20 protein-coding genes are annotated in these 19,274 nt (G+C 70.3%); 10 read left to right on the top strand and 10 right to left on the bottom strand.

The window, feature by feature from the left end; all coding sequences use genetic code 11:
* Positions 1 to 145 precede the first annotated feature (145 nt).
* Together ABC766_RS26835 and ABC766_RS26830 are read left to right on the top strand one after the other, a co-directional pair.
* Entirely contained in the window at positions 146 to 847 is a 702-nt protein-coding gene (locus tag ABC766_RS26835) for a sulfate transporter family protein (protein WP_043757826.1), read from the top strand.
* 107 nt (positions 848 to 954) lie between these two features.
* Entirely contained in the window at positions 955 to 2,229 is a 1,275-nt protein-coding gene (locus tag ABC766_RS26830; protein WP_345819875.1) for an efflux RND transporter periplasmic adaptor subunit, read from the top strand.
* 420 nt (positions 2,230 to 2,649) lie between these two features.
* Here ABC766_RS26830 and ABC766_RS26825 read toward each other — a convergent pair whose 3' ends face one another.
* From ABC766_RS26825 to ABC766_RS26795, 7 genes are all read right to left on the bottom strand, one after another.
* A complete protein-coding gene (locus ABC766_RS26825) occupies positions 2,650 to 4,032 on the bottom strand; it encodes a class II 3-deoxy-7-phosphoheptulonate synthase (protein WP_043380697.1) in 1,383 nt (460 codons plus the stop codon).
* A gap of 115 nt (positions 4,033 to 4,147) precedes the next feature.
* Positions 4,148 to 4,465: an RNA polymerase sigma factor region1.1 domain-containing protein gene (locus ABC766_RS26820; protein WP_043380700.1), complete on the bottom strand. Its 318-nt coding sequence runs from the start codon at positions 4,463 to 4,465 to the stop codon at positions 4,148 to 4,150.
* A gap of 55 nt (positions 4,466 to 4,520) precedes the next feature.
* Positions 4,521 to 5,903 (bottom strand): glutathione-disulfide reductase, encoded by a 1,383-nt coding sequence (gene gor, locus ABC766_RS26815; RefSeq protein ID WP_345819874.1) that lies wholly within the window; start codon positions 5,901 to 5,903, stop codon positions 4,521 to 4,523.
* Positions 5,900 to 7,120: an O-antigen ligase family protein gene (locus ABC766_RS26810; protein ID WP_345819873.1), complete on the bottom strand. Its 1,221-nt coding sequence runs from the start codon at positions 7,118 to 7,120 to the stop codon at positions 5,900 to 5,902. The genes gor and ABC766_RS26810 overlap by 4 nt, the downstream gene beginning before the upstream one ends.
* 42 nt (positions 7,121 to 7,162) lie before the next feature.
* Entirely contained in the window at positions 7,163 to 7,753 is a 591-nt protein-coding gene (locus ABC766_RS26805) for a DUF2059 domain-containing protein (protein WP_043380704.1), read from the bottom strand.
* Between the two features lie 44 nt (positions 7,754 to 7,797).
* Positions 7,798 to 8,511 carry a ribose-5-phosphate isomerase RpiA gene (rpiA, locus tag ABC766_RS26800; RefSeq protein WP_345819872.1) on the bottom strand — a complete coding sequence of 238 codons (714 nt, stop codon included), beginning with the start codon at positions 8,509 to 8,511 and terminating at the stop codon, positions 7,798 to 7,800.
* Positions 8,512 to 8,641: 130 nt separating this feature from the next.
* On the bottom strand, positions 8,642 to 9,106 hold the full coding sequence (locus ABC766_RS26795) for a hypothetical protein (RefSeq protein ID WP_043380709.1): 465 nt from the start codon (positions 9,104 to 9,106) through the stop codon (positions 8,642 to 8,644).
* A gap of 173 nt (positions 9,107 to 9,279) precedes the next feature.
* On the opposite strand from ABC766_RS26795, the gene ABC766_RS26790 reads away from it, so the two are divergent.
* Positions 9,280 to 9,978: a phosphoglycolate phosphatase gene (locus tag ABC766_RS26790; RefSeq protein ID WP_345819871.1), complete on the top strand. Its 699-nt coding sequence runs from the start codon at positions 9,280 to 9,282 to the stop codon at positions 9,976 to 9,978.
* Between the two features lie 3 nt (positions 9,979 to 9,981).
* Here ABC766_RS26790 and ABC766_RS26785 read toward each other — a convergent pair whose 3' ends face one another.
* The gene (locus ABC766_RS26785) at positions 9,982 to 11,136 is read right to left on the bottom strand and encodes a pyridoxal phosphate-dependent aminotransferase (protein WP_345819870.1); all 1,155 of its coding nucleotides are present in this window, start codon (positions 11,134 to 11,136) and stop codon (positions 9,982 to 9,984) included.
* Positions 11,137 to 11,346: 210 nt separating this feature from the next.
* Between ABC766_RS26785 and ABC766_RS26780 the strand changes: the two genes are divergently transcribed.
* The 4 genes from ABC766_RS26780 to aat all read left to right on the top strand — a co-directional run bounded on the left by ABC766_RS26780 (position 11,347) and on the right by aat (position 14,980).
* Positions 11,347 to 12,129: a DsbA family protein gene (locus tag ABC766_RS26780; protein ID WP_043345940.1), complete on the top strand. Its 783-nt coding sequence runs from the start codon at positions 11,347 to 11,349 to the stop codon at positions 12,127 to 12,129.
* 157 nt (positions 12,130 to 12,286) lie between these two features.
* Positions 12,287 to 12,760, top strand: a complete 474-nt coding sequence (gene accB / locus ABC766_RS26775; protein WP_342140705.1) for an acetyl-CoA carboxylase biotin carboxyl carrier protein — start codon at positions 12,287 to 12,289, stop codon at positions 12,758 to 12,760.
* 104 nt (positions 12,761 to 12,864) lie between these two features.
* Positions 12,865 to 14,217: an acetyl-CoA carboxylase biotin carboxylase subunit gene (gene accC, locus ABC766_RS26770; RefSeq protein WP_342140704.1), complete on the top strand. Its 1,353-nt coding sequence runs from the start codon at positions 12,865 to 12,867 to the stop codon at positions 14,215 to 14,217.
* 79 nt (positions 14,218 to 14,296) lie between these two features.
* Positions 14,297 to 14,980 (top strand): leucyl/phenylalanyl-tRNA--protein transferase, encoded by a 684-nt coding sequence (gene aat, locus ABC766_RS26765; protein ID WP_342140703.1) that lies wholly within the window; start codon positions 14,297 to 14,299, stop codon positions 14,978 to 14,980.
* A gap of 66 nt (positions 14,981 to 15,046) precedes the next feature.
* Here the strand turns inward: aat and ABC766_RS26760 are convergent, their stop codons facing one another.
* On the bottom strand, positions 15,047 to 15,412 hold the full coding sequence (locus ABC766_RS26760) for a hypothetical protein (protein ID WP_043345929.1): 366 nt from the start codon (positions 15,410 to 15,412) through the stop codon (positions 15,047 to 15,049).
* A 69-nt stretch (positions 15,413 to 15,481) separates the two neighbouring features.
* A complete protein-coding gene (locus tag ABC766_RS26755) occupies positions 15,482 to 15,688 on the bottom strand; it encodes a DUF2842 domain-containing protein (protein WP_043345928.1) in 207 nt (68 codons plus the stop codon).
* A gap of 186 nt (positions 15,689 to 15,874) precedes the next feature.
* Between ABC766_RS26755 and ABC766_RS26750 the strand changes: the two genes are divergently transcribed.
* The 3 genes from ABC766_RS26750 (at position 15,875) to ABC766_RS26740 (ending at position 19,151) form a co-directional block, all read left to right on the top strand.
* Positions 15,875 to 16,978 carry a COX15/CtaA family protein gene (locus ABC766_RS26750; RefSeq protein WP_043345926.1) on the top strand — a complete coding sequence of 368 codons (1,104 nt, stop codon included), beginning with the start codon at positions 15,875 to 15,877 and terminating at the stop codon, positions 16,976 to 16,978.
* Positions 16,979 to 17,128: 150 nt separating this feature from the next.
* Positions 17,129 to 17,812, top strand: coding sequence for a PAQR family membrane homeostasis protein TrhA (trhA, locus tag ABC766_RS26745; protein WP_043345925.1), 684 nt, complete (start codon positions 17,129 to 17,131; stop codon positions 17,810 to 17,812).
* 139 nt (positions 17,813 to 17,951) lie between these two features.
* Positions 17,952 to 19,151 (top strand): glycosyltransferase family 4 protein, encoded by a 1,200-nt coding sequence (locus ABC766_RS26740; RefSeq protein ID WP_345819869.1) that lies wholly within the window; start codon positions 17,952 to 17,954, stop codon positions 19,149 to 19,151.
* Positions 19,152 to 19,274 lie beyond the last annotated feature (123 nt).

Raw genomic sequence — 19,274 nt, 5'->3', positions numbered from 1 at the left:
CGGTCGTGTCCTGTCCGGTGGTATCCTGCACGCGTTCTCCCCGCACCCTCTCGCCCCTGCGACGGCTCCCGGCCTTGCACCGGTCGCCACACCGCTCCACAACGCGCCTGCGCCGCTTTCGGCGCGGGCCGGAACACTTAGCCCGATGCTCGTCGAGTCCGCCGCGGCGGCGTTGCGCCAGACCTTCTCGCCACCGCTGCGGGCGATCCTGTGGAAATCCCTCGGCCTGACGGTTGGGCTCCTGCTCCTGGTCTGGCTCGGCCTGACCCGGCTCATCCAGGCGTTCCAGGCGAGCCACCACATCTCCACCCAGTACCCGATCCTCGACAACCTCGCCTACTATCTGGCGGGGGTCGGTCTCGTCGTGGTCCTCGCCTACCTGATGCCGGCGGTCTCGATCCTGGTGGCGGGCTTCTTCCTCGACGATGCCGCCGAGATCGTCGAGCGCACCGATTTCCCGAATGACCCGCCCGGACGCCCCATGCCGTTCGGAACCGCCATGCTCTATGCGGTGCGCTTCGCCGGCCTGACGCTTCTGGTCAATCTCGCGGCGCTGGTGATCTTCTTCGTGCCGGTGATCGGAATCGCGGCCTTCTTCGCTGCCAATGCCTATCTGCTCTCCCGCGAGTATTTCGAGATGGCGGCGGCCCGGTTCCGGCCCCTTCCGGAGGCCGCCGAGATGCGCCGCGCTTTCTCCGTCCGGACACTCGGTGCCGGTTGCCTGCTGGCGGCCCTGATGGTCGTTCCGATCCTCAACCTGCTGACGCCGCTCTTCGGAATCGCGCTGATGGTCCACCTCCACAAGCGCCTCGGCCGACGCCCGCTGGTGACCGGACCCCTGCGTTAGGCCCACGCATCTGCGAGGATGCGGCCCGTGACCGCTCTGGCCGGCCCGGCCGTCGCCCGCTACCTTCACCGTGACCCGACCTGACGTTCGGGGCGGAGAGCCGATCGATGAAGGCGCACGACGCGGGTGCGGACGTTCCACCGCCGCCCGGCAAGGTCCCGTTCTTTCTCGTAGGGCTTGCCGCAATGGGTCTCCTGGCCTGGGGCGCCTACGGCCATTGGCAGCGCGACGCGGAGGCGACCGCGACGCTGGAGCGGATCAAGACCCTCGTGCCCCAGGTGCGGACCGTCACGGCCGTGCGGGCGGAGGGGCCCGTCGATCTCGTGCTTCCCGGCGAGATGCAGGCCTTCACCACGGCGGCGATCGCCGCCCGCGCCACCGGCTACATCGCCGAACGCCGGGTCGATATCGGATCGCGCGTGAAGGCGGGCGAGCTGCTCCTGCGCATCGCCGCACCGGATCTCGATCAGCAACGCGCGCAGGCCGAGGCGCAGGTCGGACAATTGAGGGCGCAGTTGCTCCAGGCGCAGGCGCAGGTCGAGCAGGCGCGCGCCAACGTCAACCTCGCCAACCTCACCAATAACCGCACCTCCACGCTCGCGGTGCAAGGTTGGGCGTCGCGGCAGAACGCCGACAACACCCAGGCCGGTGTGCTCAGTCAGGCCGCGGCGCTCGCCGCCGCAGAGGCCGGCGTGAAGGTCGCCACGGCCAACATCAAGGTGCAGGAGGCCGTCGTCGACCGCCTGAAGGCGCTCACTGCGTTCGAGCGCGTCGTAGCCCCGTTCGATGGCGTCGTAACGGTGCGCAATGTCGATGTCGGGGATCTTGTCCGGGCCGATAACGGCGGGACGCCGCTCCTGAGCATGGATCAGGACAGCACCCTGCGGATCACCGTCAACGTCCCGCAGAACGACGCCATCGGCGTGAAGCCCGGTGTCCAGGCAGCGATCACCGTCCCGCAGATGCCGGGCCGCCGCTTCGAGGGTATCGTGGAGCGCAGCTCCGTTGCGCTGAACGCGGCGTCGCGTACGTTGACCACCCAGGTGGACGTGCCCAATCCCGACCGGACCCTGCGCGCCGGGCTCTATGCCTACGTCACCCTCAAGATCCCCCGGACCGAGCCCGGCGTAACGATCCCCGCCGAGGCGACGGTGTTCAACAGCAACGGCCTGCAGGTCGCGACCCTGGGCGACGATGACCGGGTGACATGGCGGACGATCCGCGTGCGGCGCGATCTCGGGCGCACGCTGGAGCTGGATTCCGGTCTCTCCGCGGACAGCCGCATCATCTACAGCCCGGCTCCGGACTTGCGCGACGGCCAGTCGGTCGAACCCGTGAAACCGCCGCAGTCGATGGAGCCGCTCCGATCGGCGCAACGCTGATCGGCCGGGAACGGCCCCCTGCAATCCACGTCGGGTTCACCATCGGCCTCACCCTCGCGCCGAGCGACGGGACGAGCTGTGAGAAGCGCATCAAGAACGCCGAGGTCACCCGCGATCGCGGAAAAGGCCGAGGCGCGCGGCGCGTTGCAGTTCTTCGGGCCTGCGATGGATGGGCGCCCCCAGGTTCGCAGGATCCTGGAGCGCGATCCGCGCGCCGGGGAGTTCGTCAAGGCCTGTGATCGGCCGGTCTACAGCCTCGGGGTAGATCGAATCTGCGCGTTCACGTCGGCACGCCTCGTCACCGCTTTGCACGAGGCCCTGCGGCGGACCGGATTGCCAGGACGGCGGCTTGGAGCCGGACGCGCGCCGCCCCCGCGAGGAGGCCGCGCGCGCCATCGGTCTGCGGGCGGAGGGCCCGCCCTATTCGGCGGCGTCGAGGCGCGGGCGCTCCACGTGGCTGCGCTCGGCCTTGACCAGCTCGGCGGTCCGGAACGCCACCTCGAGGGCCTGCTCCGCGTTGAGGCGCGGGTCGCAGTAGGTGTGGTAGCGGTCCTGAAGGTCGTCAGCCGTCAGTGCCCGGGCGCCGCCCGTGCATTCGGTGACGTCCTTGCCGGTCATCTCCAGATGGATGCCGCCCGCGAAGGTGCCCTCGGCCCGGTGAACGCCGAAGAAGCCTTCGATCTCCTGCATCACCCGCTCGAAGGGCCGGGTCTTGTAGCGGCCCGCCGGGATCGTGTTCCCGTGCATCGGATCGCAGATCCACACCACCGAGCGCCCTTCCCGCTCGACCGCCCGGATCAGCGCCGGCAGGTGGTCGCCGACCTTGTCGGCGCCGAAGCGGCAGATCAGGCTGAGGCGCCCCGGCTCATTCTCCGGGTTGAGCAGGTCGATCAGCCGGATCAAGCCTTCGGCCTTCATGGACGGGCCGCACTTGAGGCCGATCGGGTTCTTGATGCCGCGGGCGTATTCCACGTGGGCGTGGTCGGGCTGCCGGGTCCGGTCGCCGATCCACAGCATGTGGCCGGAGGTCGCGTACCAGTCGCCCGTGGTCGAATCGACGCGGGTCAGCGCCTCCTCGTAGCCGAGCAGCAGCGCCTCGTGGCTGGTGTAGAAATCGGTGGTCCGCACCTCCGGATGCGTCTCCGGATTGATGCCGATCGCCCGCATGAAGTCGAGGGCGTCGGTCATGCGGCCGGCCACATCCTGGTAGCGCGAGGATTGCGGCGAATCCTTCACGAAGCCCAGCATCCAGCGATGCGCGTTCTCCAGGTTGGCGTAGCCGCCGGTGGCGAAGGCGCGCAGCAGGTTGAGGGTCGCGGCCGACTGACGGTAGGCCTCGAGCTGGCGGCGGGGATCCGGAACCCGCAACTCCTCGGTGAAGCCGATGCCGTTGATAATGTCGCCCCGGTAGCTCGGCAGGCTCACGCCCTCGAGGGTCTCGGTGGGCGAGGAGCGCGGCTTGGCGAACTGGCCGGCGATGCGCCCGACCTTCACCACGGGCGATCCGCCCGCGAAGGTCAGCACCATCGCCATCTGAAGGAACACCCGGAAGAAATCCCGGATGTTGTCGGCGGAATGCTCGTCGAAGCTCTCGGCGCAGTCGCCGCCCTGCAGCAGAAAGGCTTGGCCCGCGGCGACGCGCCCCAGCGCCGCCTTCAGCTTGCGGGCCTCACCTGCAAAGACCAGCGGCGGAAAGCTCGCGATCTGCGACTCGACGGCACCCAGGGCGGCAGCGTCCGGATAGGCGGGCACCTGCTCGATCGGCAGATGTCTCCAGCTTTTCGGTGTCCAACGCTCGCCCATGGTCTCTCTCCGCGCACCTCTTCGTGCGATCGCGCCGTCGCGCGAAGCGCGGCTTATAGAGAGGTTCCTTCACACTTGCGAGTGCCGCGAAACCGGGGGCAGGCGCGCCTCGGCGTCAGGCCTCGCCGTCTTCCACCTCGATCCCGTGCTCGGCCAGGATCCAGAAGATCGCCTCCAAGTCTTCCGCCGACACGTCCCGGGGTGGCAGCGCTTCCTCCAGATCGTCGTAGGTCAGGTTGCGGCTGCGCTGCGCCTCAGCCTTGGCGAGCAGGCGGTCGATGGCCTGACGGATATCGGGCGGCAGGGCATCGTGGCTCGGCGGCCGATGGAAGGCCGGCCTCAGGGCGTCCGCCAGCAGGCCATCGATGATCGCCTGCCGCCGCGCATGCGCGTCGTCCTCGCGTCGTCCCTTGCCTGTGCTCGGCTTGCCCATGCCACAGATATGGCTCGGTCACGCACCGCGTCGAGGCCCCGCCTGCACGGAGGTTTCAGCCGACGCCGACCGGATGCTTGGTGACCTCCGGAACCCGCATGGTCACGAGCTCCTCGGCGGCTGTCGGATGGACCGCGATGGTCCGGTCGAAATCGGCCTTCGTGGCACCCATGGTCACGGCGATACCGACCGCCTGGATCACCTCCCCGGCATCGTGGCCGAAGATGTGGACGCCCACCACCCGGTCGCTGGCGCAGTCGACCAGCACCTTCATGAGGATGCGTTCCTCCCGTCCGGACAGGGTCGCCTTCATCGGGCGGAAGCGCGCCTTGTAGACGTCGATCTTGCCGTAGATCTCCCGGGCGGCCGCCTCGCTGTGGCCGACGACGCCGATCTCGGGGGTCGAGAACACCGCGGTGGGGATCAGGCGGTGATCGACGCAGGAGGGCCTGCCGCCATAGACCGTGTCGGCGAAGGCGTGGCCCTCGCGGATCGCCACCGGCGTCAAGTTGGCGCGGTTGGTCACGTCGCCCACCGCATAGATCGACGGCACCTTGGTCTGCGAATAGGCGTCCACCGGGATCGCTCCGGCCCCGTCGGTCTCGATCCCGACGCGATCAAGGCCGAGCCCGTCCACGTTGGGCCGCCGGCCGGTGGCGATGAGCACCTGATCGACCCGGATCTCGCTGCCGTCGTCGAGCTCCGCGCAGAGGCCGCCATCCTGCCGTGCGATGCGCCGCAGCGTGCGCCCGAGCCGCAGGTCCATCCGTTGGCCGTAGGCCTCGGCGAGGGCGTCGCGGATCTCGTCGTCGAAGCCGCGCAGCAGCCTTTCGCCCCGGTGCAGCAGCGTGGTGCGGCTGCCGAGCGCCGCGAAGATGCCGGCGAATTCCACCGCGATGTAGCCGCCGCCGATCACCAGGATGCGCTCCGGCAGGCTCTCCAGCTCGAACACCTCGTTCGAGGTGATCGCCAGATCGATCCCGGGCACCGCCGGCTCCTTCACCGGATGCGCGCCCACCGCCACGAGGATGCGTTCCGCCCGGACCGTGCGGCCGGACTTCAGCAGGCGGACCGTGTGGGGATCCTCGATCACCGCCCGCTCGGGCACGATCTCGACGCCGGCGCGGATCAGGTTGGCGTCGTAGATGCCTTCGAGCCGGGTCACCTCCGCGTCGCGCCGGCTCTTGAGGGTGCCCCAGTCGAAGCGGGGCTGTCCCACCGTCCAGCCGAAGCCCGCGGCATCCGCGAATTCGTCGGCGAAGCGGCCGGCATAGACCATCAGCTTCTTCGGGACGCAGCCGCGGATCACGCAGGTGCCGCCGACGCGGTACTCCTCGGCCAGCATCACCCGCGCGCCGTATCCAGCCGCGATCCGCGCCGCGCGGACACCACCGGACCCGCCGCCGATGACGAAGAGGTCGACGTCGAACGCGCTCATGCCGGACCGTCCCGCTCGGATCTCTCGTTCGCGTCGGCTGGAGACGCCGCACGCATCCAGGTGATGGCAGCGCCGAGCCCCGCCGTCCACCATGCCGCCCAGCCGTTGTGCTCGACGAAGGCGATCGCCGCCGCGCAGGCGACGAGACCGAGGGCCGCGGCGCGGTCCGGCTGCGTCAGCCGCGCGATCCGGGCCAGCATCAGCATCAGCGTCAGGGCGGCGAGGAGGGCGCCGGGCAGGCCCAGCTCGGCCCAGATCTGCAGGAAGCTGTTGTGCGGATGTCCGACCCCGAGCAGGACCCGCATCTCGGGGGGCACCGTCTCCGCGACGGGCGTCTCGGCGAAGCGCGCGCTGGTGCCGAAGCCCGCGCCGCGCCAGGGATCGGCCGCCACGGCGGCGCCGAAGCTGCGCGCGATCGCGACCCGTGCCCGGGAGGAGGACTGGACGAGCCGCTCGTGCGCCGCCTCCGGCATGGCGCGGGCGAGAAGGTCGCCCTCGACCGGGGCGAGCGCCACGGCGAGGCCGAGACCGAGACCGGCGAGGCCGAGACCTACCCGCAGGGGCAGCATCCGGCCCAGGGCGGCCATCGCGGCGCCTGCCAGCAGTCCGAGCTGGGCGGCGCCGCTGATCGAGCGGAGGACGCCGAGCGCCGCGAAGCCCAGCACCGCCGCCGCCAGGCCCCGGGTGCTGCCTTTCCAGAGCACCAAGGCCAGCGGACCGGCCACGAGATCGAGGGTCAAGGCCGGCCGGTTATGAACGAAGGCGGCGACCCGGCGCCCGAGCGCACGCTCCAGGGCAAGATCGGAGGCGAGGTCGATCGCGATCAGGAGGCCTGCGAGCCCGACCGCGATTGCGCCGAGGCGCGGCGCGAACGCTGGTATGCGGCCGGGCGCCAGACAGGTGAGAAGGTAGGCGGCCAGCAGCGTCGGCAGGAACTCCCCGAGAACCCGGAGCGACGCGGCCGGGAACGGGCTCCAGGCGAGCGAGATCAGGGCCCAGGCCAGGAAGGCGAGTGCTGCGCCGGCGAGCGGCGTCCGGAGCGGTCCCAGCAGGTGGCGGCGCAGGGCGGCCGCGTCCTCCGCCCAGCGCCCGGCCAGGAAGGCGAGCGCCGCCAGCCCGCAGATGAGCGGGCTCGACCGGTTGGCGAGCACCATGGCGAGCGGCATGACGGCGAGGAGCACGCCGCCCGCCGCGTAGAGGCGGCCGGCCGCGCTCATGGGCGACCTCTCACGGCGATCGATCCGCGGGGGCGGCCACTCTCACTGCATCTGATGCCCGCGCTTGCCCATCTCGGCGCGGACGCGGACCATGACGTATTCCGAGACGTCCTGCGTCCAGTCCTGCATCTCCTGCACCATCTCGTCGAGAAGCTGCGGCTGCGCCTCGACATAGTGCTTCCCGGCGGGCGAGCGGAAGAAGGTAGCGATCTCCTTCAGCTCGGCTTCGGAGAATTTCGACGCGTAGGTCCGCGCCGCGATGTCGATCATGCGCTGCTTCTGCAGTTCCATCTCCGGCTGCAGCGAGGCCAGGACTTCCTCCAGATCCTTGGAAAGCTCGGGCCGGGTGACCGTCTGCTTGCGGATCTGATCGGCGAAGGCGGGCAGCACCGAGTCGAACGAACGGGCGATACCGGAGCTGAGCATCACCTCGCGGGCGAGTGCCAGATGGCTCGGCGAAAAGGTGGAGGCCGCCGGTGTATTGGCGGCCGGGGTGCCGCCCGCTGGGGCATTCGGCTGCGCCGTCGGCTTGGTTGGCGCGGGTTTTTGAGGCTGGGCTGCAGCTGGATGCGGAAGCGCCAGGAGCGCGAGGCCGAGCGCGAGGCCGGGCGCGGCGATGAGGCGTCGGGACATGCTGGACTTTCTTGCGAGGATGACCTGCGATCGAGGACGGCGCCTCAGGCGAGGCTGCCGAGAACGGTGACCTCGGCCTGCCCGTCCCGCGCCGCCGCCAGGATCGCGGCGTCGGCGATGCCGAGGAACAGGCCATGCTCGACCACGCCCGGCACGGCCCACAGCGCGGCGCCGAGAGCCTCGGGATCGGGAATCGCGCCGAGATGCGCGTCGAGGATGTAATGGCCGCCATCGGTGACCAGGGGCTTGCCATCGGGCTGGCCGCGCAGCCGGACCGCACCGGAGCAGCCGGCCGCCGCGACCGCCGCCTCGACGGCCCGGTGCGTGGCCTTGAGGCCGAAGGGATTGACCTCGATGGGAAGCGGGAAGGCGCCCAGCCGCGCCACGTGCTTGGCCACGTCGGCGATCACCACCATGCGGCGGCTCGCGCAGGCGACGATCTTCTCCCGCAGCAGGGCCGCGCCGCCGCCCTTGATCAGGCGCAGCTGGTCGTCGACCTCGTCGGCGCCGTCGATGGTCAGGTCGAGTTCGGGCTGCTCGTCGAGGGTCGCGAGGCGGATGCCGAGGCTCTCCGCCTGGGCCCGGGTCGCCTCGGATGTCGGGACCCCGAGGATGTCGAGTCCGGCGCCGACCCGCTCCCCGAGGAGTGCCACGAAGGCCGCCGCCGTGGATCCCGTCCCGAGGCCGAGCCGCATGCCCGGCTCGATGAGGTCGAGGGCGCGGGCGGCCGCAGCCCGGCGCAGATCCGGCCCGCTCACCGGGACACCGCCCGATCGGCGAGGTTGGGCGAGGAATCGCGCGTCATGGGCAGCCGGTCTCTCCGTGAGATTCGGTCGGCCCGTAGCACGGGACCGGGCCGACCGGAACGCCCGCGCCGGCAAGGCGGCGTCACGGCCGCCCACCCTGTGTCGGCGTGGCGCTGGCCCCGGCCCGGCCGGGCGCGGGTCCGGTCAGCGGCGCATCGGACGCGCTCTCGACCCCGGGCTTGCCCTGCTGGGTGCAGACGACCTGCTCCTTCTTCACCAGCACGAAGCAGATGCTCATCTCGCCGGTCCGGTAATTCACCCGGAAGACCCCGGCTTCGCGGGTGTGGCGGCTCGCCACCAGCCCGTATTCCGACGGGGTCTGGGGCCCGGCGCCCTCGCCCGGCCCGAAGCAGACCGTCTGACCGATTCCCCCCGCCGATTCCTGAAGCCCGTACTGGCAGGAGGTGACCTCTCCGGTCACCTTGTCGACCCGGTACATCCGGTTCAGGTCGGTTTGTGGCGCGGGCACGAACTCGAAGGAGGTCGCGGCCGCCGGCAGGGTTTGGAGCACGGCGCATGCGGCCAGAAGGGGCAGAGACGGTTTCATCGCGGATCCCGGGGCTGGTACGCACTGCGTTTCGCCGCGCTTTCAGGCGAGTCTGGGGCGCTGGGTGAGACGATCGGTGCATCTGCCGCGTTCCCTCCGCCGGCTTGCCCCGCATCGCCGGCCCCGATAGCGACGCCGTTTCGAGATCCCGGCCAGCACGGAGCCCCGCAGGCATGCCCACCGAACCGACGACCCTGCCCCCGATCGCCGTGTTCGACCTGGATGGGACCCTCGCGGAGACCGCGGGCGACCTGATCGGCACACTCAACGTGCTGATGGCGCGCGAGGGGTTGTCGGAGCTGCCCCTTTCCCAGGCGCGCGGGCTGATCGGTGCCGGCGCCCGGGCGCTGATCCGGCGCGGCTTCGAGGCCGAGGGTCGGCCGCTCTCGCCGGAAGACCACGACCGTCTGTTCGATGCCTTCATCGACCATTACGGGGACCACCTTGCCGACACGACCTACCTTTTCCCCGGCGTGGTCGAGGCCCTCGATTCTCTCGAGGCGGCGGGATTCACGCTGGCCGTCTGCACCAACAAGTTCGAGGGGCAATCGGTGGAGCTGCTGCGCCTCCTGGGCATCGGTCACCGCTTCGCGGCGATCTGCGGCCGCGACACCTTCCCGCAAGCCAAGCCCGATCCGCGCCACCTCACCGGCACGATCGCACGCGCCGGTGGCGATCCGGCGCGCGCCGTGATGGTCGGCGATTCCCGGACCGACATCGACACCGCCAAGGCCGCCGGCATCCCGGTGGTGGCGGTCACCTTCGGCTATACCGATCGCCCGGTTTCCGAACTCGGGCCCGATCGGGTGATCGAGCACTTCTCGCAGCTTGTCGAGGCGGTGGGCGCCCTCGTACCGGCCGCACTCGCCTGATCCTCAGCGCAGCCAGGTCTTCAGCCGCGACACCGCTTCGCGGCACTCGGCCTCCGAGCCCGCGAACGAGAACCGGACGTGGTGGTGGCCGAGATCCGGGTCGAAATCGAGACCCGGCGTCGCCGCGACATCGGCCTCGTCCAGCATCCGCCGGCAGAAATCCGAGGCGTCGTCGGTGAGGTTCGAGACGTCGGCGTAGAGGTAGAAGGCGCCGTCGGCGGGATGCACGCGGCCGAGGCCGAGGGCCGGGAGCGCGTCCAGCAGGATCGCGCGGTTGCGCGCGTAGCCGTCGCGCACGGCGTCCAGGTCCTCCGTGGCGTCGAAGGCCGCCAGCGCACCGACCTGCGAGAGGTAGGGCGCCGAGATGTAGAGGTTCTGCGCCAGCCGCTCGATCGGGCGGACCAGCGCCTCCGGCACGACCATCCAGCCGACGCGCCAGCCGGTCATGCAATGGTATTTCGAGAAGGAGTTGATGACGACCGCGTCGGGGTCGAAGCGCAGGGCCGTGACCGTGGGCAGGCCGTAGCTGAGGCCGTGATAGATCTCGTCGGAGATCAGCGGCAGGCCGAGGTTGCGCGTTGCCGCGCAGAGATCCTGCAGGGCGGCCTCCGTGATCACCGTGCCGGAGGGATTGGCCGGGCTCATCACCAGCGCCCCGGCGACCGGCGCGCGGGCATGGGTCTCGCGGAGCAGGACGGCGGTCGGGGCGAAGCGGTCCTCGGCGCGCAGCACCATCGGCGCCGGAACGAGGTCGAGGGCCGTCAGGATGCTGCGATAGGCCGGGTATCCGGGCTGCGGCACGGCGACCCGGTCGCCGGAATCGAACAGGCTCATGAAGGCGAGGACGAAGCCGGCCGAGGATCCGGTCGTGATCACCACCCGCTCCGGGCTCACCGCGACGCCGTGCCGCTCGGCATAGTCCCGGGCGATGCGGGCCCGAAGGGCAGGCAGGCCGAGGGCCTCCGTGTAGGGGATGCGGCCGGTGGCGAGCGCCGCCTGCGCGGCCGCGATCACCGGGCCGGGCGCGGGGGCGGAGGGCTGGCCCACCTCCATCCGCACCACGTCGACGCCAGCCCGCGCCTTGGCGGCGGCGGCGGCCATGACATCCATCGCGAGGAACGGCTGGACTGCGGCGGCCCGCCGGGAGATCGGGGTCATGGCATCCCTCGCTGCAAAGTCGTCTGCGCCGCGCTGCCGGCGCGCCGGGGGTAGACCCTCGCGGCCCGCGCCTCAACCGGATGCCGGACCGGCAGCCGCGACCGATTCGATCGGCACGGGCAGGATTTGACCGGACGCCGCGAAAACGCCTAACCCAGCCCCTACCGCTCGCGCCACGCGCGGGCCGGCCTGCCGCGCAAGCGAGGATCCATGCCTTTCATCCGCCCCCTGCCCGCGCTGGTCCTGGCGCTCGGCCTCGTCGCCGTCCCCGCCCTCGCGCAGACCGCGACGCCCCCCGCCGCGCCCTTCACGGACGCGCAGCGCGCCGGCATCGAGGCGATCGTCAAGGACTACCTGATCAAGCATCCCGAGGTGCTTCAGGAGGCCCTTGCCGAGGCTGAGAAGCAGCAGGCCGAGACGCAGCGTCTCGCCCAGGCCGCCGCCTTGAAGGAGTCGCGCGAGGCGCTGCTCAACGGGCCCCACGATGTCGTCGCCGGCAACCCGTCGGGCGACGTCACGCTGGTCGAGTTCTTCGATTACAATTGCGGCTACTGCCGCAAGGCGCTGGCGGACGTCCAGACGCTGATCAAGTCCGATCCGAAGCTGCGGGTGGTGATCAAGGACTTCCCGGTGCTCGGCCCGGAATCCCTCGAGGCGAGCCAGGTGGCCATCGCGGTGCGCCAGCAGCTCAAGGGCGACAAGCTGTGGGAGTTCCACCAGAAGCTCCTGGAGACCAAGGGCCGGGTGAACGGCGCCCGGGCGATCCAGGTCGCCAAGGACCTCGGCGCCGACACGACCAAGCTCCAGAAGGACATGGCCTCCCCCGAGGTGAAGGCCGCGCTCAGCGAGAACCGCGGTCTCGGCGACCGTCTGGGCCTCTCGGGCACGCCGGCCTTCATCATCGGCGACGAGGTGATCCCGGGCGCGGTCGGCGTCGAGCCGATCCGCAAGACCATCGCCGACGTGCGCCAGTGCGGCCACGCCTCCTGCTGAGCTGACGGATCGACCCGACGGACCCCGAAGGCGTTCCGCGCAGCCTTGTCGCGCCGGGGCGCCTTCGTCTAAGAGCCGCCAGCCGCAGGGCCGCGGTGGAGGTCCAGGGCCGAGCCCGGATGGACGCACCGACGTGCCGCGAGACGAAGTAGGCCGGATGCCAAAGAACGACGCCATCGATCCCGAACTCGTGCGCGAGCTCGCCAACCTCGTCACCGAGACCGGCCTGTCCGAGATCGAGGTCGAGAAGGGCGACCTGCGCATCCGTGTCGCGCGGCGGCTCGAACCCGTGAATGTTCAGGTGGCGGCGCCCGCGCCCCTCGCGGCCGTGGCCCCGTCCCCGGCGGCGGCCGCGGCGCCGTCCCCCCTCGCCCCGGCCGAGCCAGCCCGCGCGCAGCCCGGCACCGTGCCCTCGCCGATGGTCGGGACCGCCTATCTCCGGCCCTCGCCCGACGCCAAGGCCTTCGTGGATGTGGGCTCGAAGGTCGAGGTCGGCGACAAGCTTCTACTCATCGAGGCGATGAAGACCTTCAACGAGATCGTGGCGCCCCGCGCCGGCACGATCAGCGCGATCTTCGTCGAGGACGGTCAGCCGGTCGAGTTCGGCGAGGCCCTGCTCGTCATCACTTAGGACGTCCGCCGGGCGCTCGCCGCTCCGTCCCGGACGATGCCGCAACTCAAGAGGATAGAGCATCCTGCGCGGTCCGGGATCGCCAGGACGCCCTAACGGGTCCGATGTTCGACAAGATCCTGATCGCGAACCGCGGCGAGATCGCCCTGCGCATTCTGCGGGCGGCGAAGGAACTCGGGATCGCCACCGTGGCGGTCCACTCCACCGCCGACGCGGATGCCATGCATGTGCGGCTGGCCGACGAGAGCGTCTGCATCGGGCCGCCCGCCGCCCGCGACAGCTACCTCAACATCCCGTCGATCATCGCGGCCTGCGAGATCACCGGAGCGGATGCCGTGCATCCCGGCTACGGCTTCCTCTCGGAGAATGCCCGCTTCGCTGAGGTGCTGGCCCATCACCAGATCGGCTTCATCGGCCCCAAGGCGCAGCACATCCGCACCATGGGCGACAAGATCGAGGCGAAGCGCACGGCGCTGAAACTCGGAATCCCCTGCGTGCCGGGCTCGGAGGGCGGGGTCGAGGATCCCCATGAGGCCAAGCGCGTCGCAGCGGAGATCGGCTACCCGGTCCTCGTCAAGGCGGCGGCCGGCGGCGGCGGCCGCGGCATGAAGGTCGCGCGCACCGAGGCCGAGCTGGAGCAGGCGATCGGCATGGCCCGGTCCGAGGCCAAGGCCGCCTTCGGCGACGACGCGGTCTATCTCGAGAAATATCTGGAGAAGCCCCGGCACATCGAGGTGCAGGTGCTGGGTGACGGGCGCGGCGGCGCCGTCCACCTCGCTGAGCGCGACTGCTCGCTCCAGCGCCGTCACCAGAAGGTGTGGGAGGAAGGCGGCTCGCCGGCGCTCAACGAATCGATGCGCGCCGAGATCGGCGGCATCTGCGCCAACGCCATGAAGGAACTCAGCTATCTCGGCGCCGGGACCGTCGAGTTCCTGTACGAGGACGGCCGGTTCTACTTCATCGAGATGAACACCCGCATCCAGGTCGAGCATCCGGTGACCGAGATGATTACCGGAATCGACCTCGTCATCGAGCAGATCCAGGTCGCCTCGGGGGGGGCGCTCTCGGTCAGCCAGGCGGACATCAAGGTCGAGGGCCACGCCATCGAGTGTCGGATCAATGCCGAGCACCCGGAGACCTTCCGGCCTTCGCCGGGCGAGATCACCCATTATCACACGCCGGGCGGCCTCGGCGTCCGTGTCGATTCGGCGGCGTTCCAGGGCTACCGGATCCCGCCGAACTACGATTCGCTGATCGGCAAGCTGATCGTCCATGGCCGGACCCGCAACGAGTGCCTGATGCGCCTGCGCCGGGCGCTGGACGAGTTCGTGATCGACGGCATCGACACGACGCTGCCGCTGTTCCGGACGCTGGTCCGCAACCCGGACGTGCAGAACGGCCTTTACGACATCCATTGGCTGGAGCATTTCTTGGAAGACGGCGGCATGAAAGCCTGACCGGACCGGGGCGGGGCTGCGGCGACCGCTCCACGCGCGGGATCTGGTCTTCGCGCCGGCCGCGCGCGACACTCACGGCATGCACGATTCCGCCCGCGTGGACATCACCCCCGAGATCCTGCTGAAGGCCTACGCGGCGGGAATCTTCCCGATGGCGGAGGACGCCGACGACCCGACGCTCTACTGGGTCGAGCCCAAGGCGCGGGGCGTGTTGCCCCTCGACGCGTTCCGCGTCCCCCGGCGCCTCGCCCGGACGGTGCGGTCCGACCAGTTCGTCGTCCGCTGCGACACCGACTTCGAAGCTGTGATCGACGGCTGCGCGGCGCCGCGCCGGGACAGCGAGCGCACCTGGATCAACGCACGGATCCGCGAACTCTACGGCGCCCTGTTCGATCTCGGCCATGTCCACACGGTCGAGGTCTATGCGGGCGCGGACGGGCGGCTCGTCGGCGGCCTGTACGGCGTCTCGTTGGGGGCGGCCTTCTTCGGCGAGAGCATGTTCCACGAGGTGCGCGACGCCTCGAAGGTCGCCCTCGTCCACCTGATGGCCCGCCTCCGCGCCGGGCGCTACCGACTCGCCGATACCCAGTTCGTCACCGACCATCTCACCCAGTTCGGCGCCGAGGAGGTGCCGCGGCACGTCTACAAGCGGCGGCTCGCCGAAGCTCTCGATCAGGTCGCCGACTGGAACGTCTGGCCCGGCGACGGCTCGATGCAGGGCGCGCGGGTCCTCGAGGCTCTGGAATCTCCGGACCTGCCTTAGGGTCGAGATCTCAGAGGATCCCGGTCGAGATGCCAGGCGTCGGAGCGGACGATCCGGAGGCCGGCGTCAGCGCCGGCGCCGGTGCCGGTAGCCGGTCGAGAACGAGGCGTACTGCCGGCCGCGCGCGGACCGGTAGCGCCGGCGGCGGCTGGTGCTGGCCTCGGCCGTCTCCTCCACCTGCGGGATCGGCTCTGCCATGGCGGCCGCCGGGGTGGCAGCCGTGGCGACAGCGGTGTCGGCCGAGGCGTAGCCGCCGGCGACGTTCTTGGCCGCGGGGCCGAACATCGCGAGGCACTGATTGTAGGCGAGGTCGTTCTTCAGGCGCTCGCATTCACCGATGGAGCGCGGGGTCCCCTGAGCCAGGGCCGGCAAGGGCGCCAGCATCACGACGAGGGCAGCCAGAGGCGTAAGGCATAGGGACGGGCGGTGCACGGAGCGGGATCTCGAGCGGGAACGGGCAGGCTTGTGATCCCCGAGTGCGGCAAAATCGAGGGATCGGCGTCAGCGATCGGGCCGCTCCATCCACCGGATCAGCGGCATCAGCGGGAAGATCCAGGCGATGCCGAGAATCGAGTAGATCACCGCCTGCACCGGCGCGGGCGTCTCCGCGATGCGGCTGTCGGCCAGGGCCATCGCCAGCGGGCCGTAGAGGCAGACGAAGGCGAGGATCACGAGGGTGCCGATCAGGGTTCGGGTGCGGCGGCGCATTGCTGTGTCCGTGGCCTCGCGGCCGGCGCTCCCGGCGCCGACCGGGGACGGCTACCGTCCTGTGATCCGGTTGGCAACGCGCCCGCTGACGCGGGCTGCGGCGCCGGCGCCGTTGCTGGGCGGTCGGACATCCCCTAACCCGAAGGCGGCGGCCGGGGCATCCCGGCATCCGCGGAAGGGACGGGCATGGACATGAGTGGCGCGGGCGACCGGCGGTCGGGGGCGGTGCGAACCTGGCTCTACGTGGTCGCGGCCATGGTCGTCGCCATGGTGGCGGTCGGCGGCGCGACGCGTCTGACCGGGTCCGGCCTGTCGATCACCGAGTGGCGCCCCGTCACCGGGGCGATCCCCCCCCTCACCGAGGCCGACTGGGCCGCCGAATTCGCCAAGTACAAGGACACGCCGCAATACAACATCCTCAACCAGGGGATGGGATTGTCCGCCTTCAAGGTCCTGTATGGCTGGGAATGGGGCCATCGCCTCCTCGGCCGGCTCATCGGCCTCGTGTTCTTCCTGCCGCTGATCGTGTTCTGGTGGCAGGGCCGGATCAGCCGGCGTCTCGGATTCGGGCTGCTCGGCCTCGGCGTGCTCGGCGGCCTTCAGGGCGCCATCGGCTGGATCATGGTCGCTTCGGGCCTCCAGCCCGGCATGACCGCGGTGGCCCCGCTCAAGCTCGCCCTTCACCTCACCACCGCCAGCCTGATCCTGGCCGGCCTCGTCTGGCTGGCTGCGGGCGAGCGCCGCGGCGTCCTGGCACCGGTCCCGGCGCGCCTGCAGGCGACCGCGATGGTGCTCCCGATCCTGGTTCTGGTGCAGATCTTCCTCGGAGGGCTTGTCGCCGGCTCCCATGCCGGCCTCGTCTTCAATACCTGGCCCACCATGGACGGCGCTTTCGTGCCGCCGCTGGACAGCTTGTTCGCGATCCGGCCCTGGATCGAGAACTTCGTCGACAACCACGCCCTGGTTCAGTTCGACCATCGGGTGACGGCCTATCTGGTCCTGGTCGTGGCGATCCTTCACGCCATCGACGCCCGCCTCACCGGGCCGGCGAACGCGGCCGGCCGCGCCAACGGTGTCGTGATCCTCGTTCTCGCCCAGATGGCGCTGGGAATCGCGACGCTGCTCCTCGCCGTTCCGCTCTGGGCGGCGCTCGCGCATCAGGTGCTGGCCATGGCCGTGCTGACGATGGCGACAGTCCATGCCCGGGTCAGCCGGGGATCCGGCGTAGTGATGCCGGCGGCCGCGGAGCCGCCCCTGGGGTTCGAGGGGCTGGCGAGAGGCCGGATCTAGGCTATCGTGCGGTGCGGCCATCGTGCTGCGCTGCACGAGACTTTTACCGCTTTTAGTGGAACCTTGGGATAACTCCGCATCAGCAATCTGCACGGGGAACGACTTAGACTTCTCAAGCTTTATGCTGCAAGCGTTGCAGGAGGCTTCAAGATGTCTCTCGCGGAAGATGGCCGACCCCTCTCCCTGACCTGGCACTACACGCCGCGGGAGATCGTGGCGGATGGCGTGATCCACGGCCTCGGCGTTCTCCTCGGTTTCGCCGGCGCGGTAGCCCTGGTGGCCACGGCGGTCACCACACATCTCGGGCTCGGGGAGCGGGCAGCGGTCGTCGTCTACGCCGCGGCACTGGTCCTGATGCTCGGCGTTTCTGCCCTCTACAACCTGTACCCCGTGAGTCCGCGCAAATGGCTGCTCCGCCGCGCCGACCACGCCCTGATCTATCTGATGATCGCCGGCACCTACACGCCGCTGGTCGCCCTCGTGGGTTCGGGGATCCGAGCCTACGCGCTGCTGGCGATCATCTGGGTGGTGGCGCTGATCGGGATCGCGGTGAAGCTGCTGCTGCCGGGCCGGTTCGATCGGCTGTCGATCGGCCTCTACCTGCTGCTGGGCTGGAGCGGCCTGCTCGCGTACGAATCCGTCATCGCAGCGCTCCAGCCCACGGCTCTGTGGCTGCTGGGCATCGGCGGGGCGCTCTACTCCATCGGTGTGATCTTCCACATCTGGCGGACCCTGCCCTTCCAGAACGCGATCTGGCACGGCTTCGTCCTGGCCGCGGCGGCCTGCCATTACGGGACGATCTGGGCCAGCCTGAACGGCGCACCGCTGACCTAGGGCGGATCGGTTGCGGCCTCGCACGTAAAACTCCGCTTACCGTCCCGACCGAAAGGTCGAGCCCCCCGATCCTGCTTTAAGTGTCCCGCGACCACCGGTGGATCATAACCTGGGAACTTATATTCCCGGGAGCTGAACCGTGGTCCCGAAGTCGAACGCCCCTGGCAGTGCTGAGCGTTACCGGATCCTTCACGTGTTCCGGGCGCCCGTAGGCGGCCTGTTCCGGCACGTGATGGATCTCGCCCGCCTGCAGGCCGCCGCGGGCCATCAGGTCGGGATCGTCTGCGACGCCACCACCGGCGGCGAGCGCGCCGCGGGAGCCCTGGCGGATCTGCTGCCGATCCTGGATCTCGGCCTCCTCCGCATCCCCATGCGCCGCAATCCGCATCTGTCGGACTGGTCCTGCCTCCGGAACGTCGCGCAACGGGCTGCCGCGGTCGGCGCGGAGGTGCTTCACGGTCACGGCGCCAAAGGCGGTGTCTATGCACGCCTTGCCGGGGCGGGCCCGGCGATCCGCGCGTACACCCCGCATGGCGGCAGCTACAATTACCGTCCGGGCACTGGGCTCCACCGTCTCTACATGGGGGCCGAGGCGATGCTGGCCCGCCGCACCGACGCGTTCCTGTTCGAGAGCGAGTACGTCGCCGGCCGGCACCGGCGCTTCGTCGGCGGTCCCGAGCGTGTGACGCGGATCGTGCACAACGGTATCGCCGAGGCCGAGTTCGCGCCCCTGGACCGTGTCGCGGAGCCCTTCGACCTGCTCTATGTCGGCGAGCTGCGGGAGGCCAAGGGTCTGCCCTATCTGCTCGAAGCCCTGGTCCGGCTCCGCGCCGAGGGCCGGGCGCTGCGCCTGCTGATGGTCGGCTCGGGCCCGGATGCCCAGAGCCTCCGGGAGACCGTGGCACGCCTCGGTCTCGCCGACGCGGTAGCGTTCGAGCCGCCCCAGGCGATTCGCTCCGTCCTCGCCCGCGGACGGATCCTGGTCGTCCCGTCGCTGGCGGAATCGCTGCCCTACGTCGTGCTGGAAGCCGCGGCGGCGGCGCAGCCCCTGGTCGCCACCCGCGTCGGCGGCATACCGGAGATCTTCGGTCCGGCCGCATCCGATCTGGTCTCGTCCGGGGATGCGGGCGCGCTCGCAGATGGCATCCGGCGCGTCCTCGACGGTCCACCCGATGTGCTCACCGCCCGGACGCAGAGCCTCAGCGCATCGATCCGGCAGCGCTTCTCGCTCGAGCGGATGGGCAGCGAGGTGATCTCCGGCTACGCTGCAGCCTTTGAGGCCCGCGCGCAAAGCCGCAAGCCTGCCCCGGGTGAGATCGCCGGAGCCCGGACCGCCTGAGCTCGGTCGCAGGGACGTGATGCGCCGGGGCTTGTGCGTCGCAGTGGAAAAAGCCGCGACAGCCTCGCCCTTAAGTCTTCAATCAATGCCCCGTGCCAAGCTCCGATCGAAGTGGCGGCTGCA

This window comes from Methylobacterium fujisawaense, from assembly GCF_039619325.1.
GTDB lineage: Bacteria > Pseudomonadota > Alphaproteobacteria > Rhizobiales > Beijerinckiaceae > Methylobacterium > Methylobacterium fujisawaense.
This window is presented reverse-complemented; position numbering and strand designations above follow the sequence as displayed.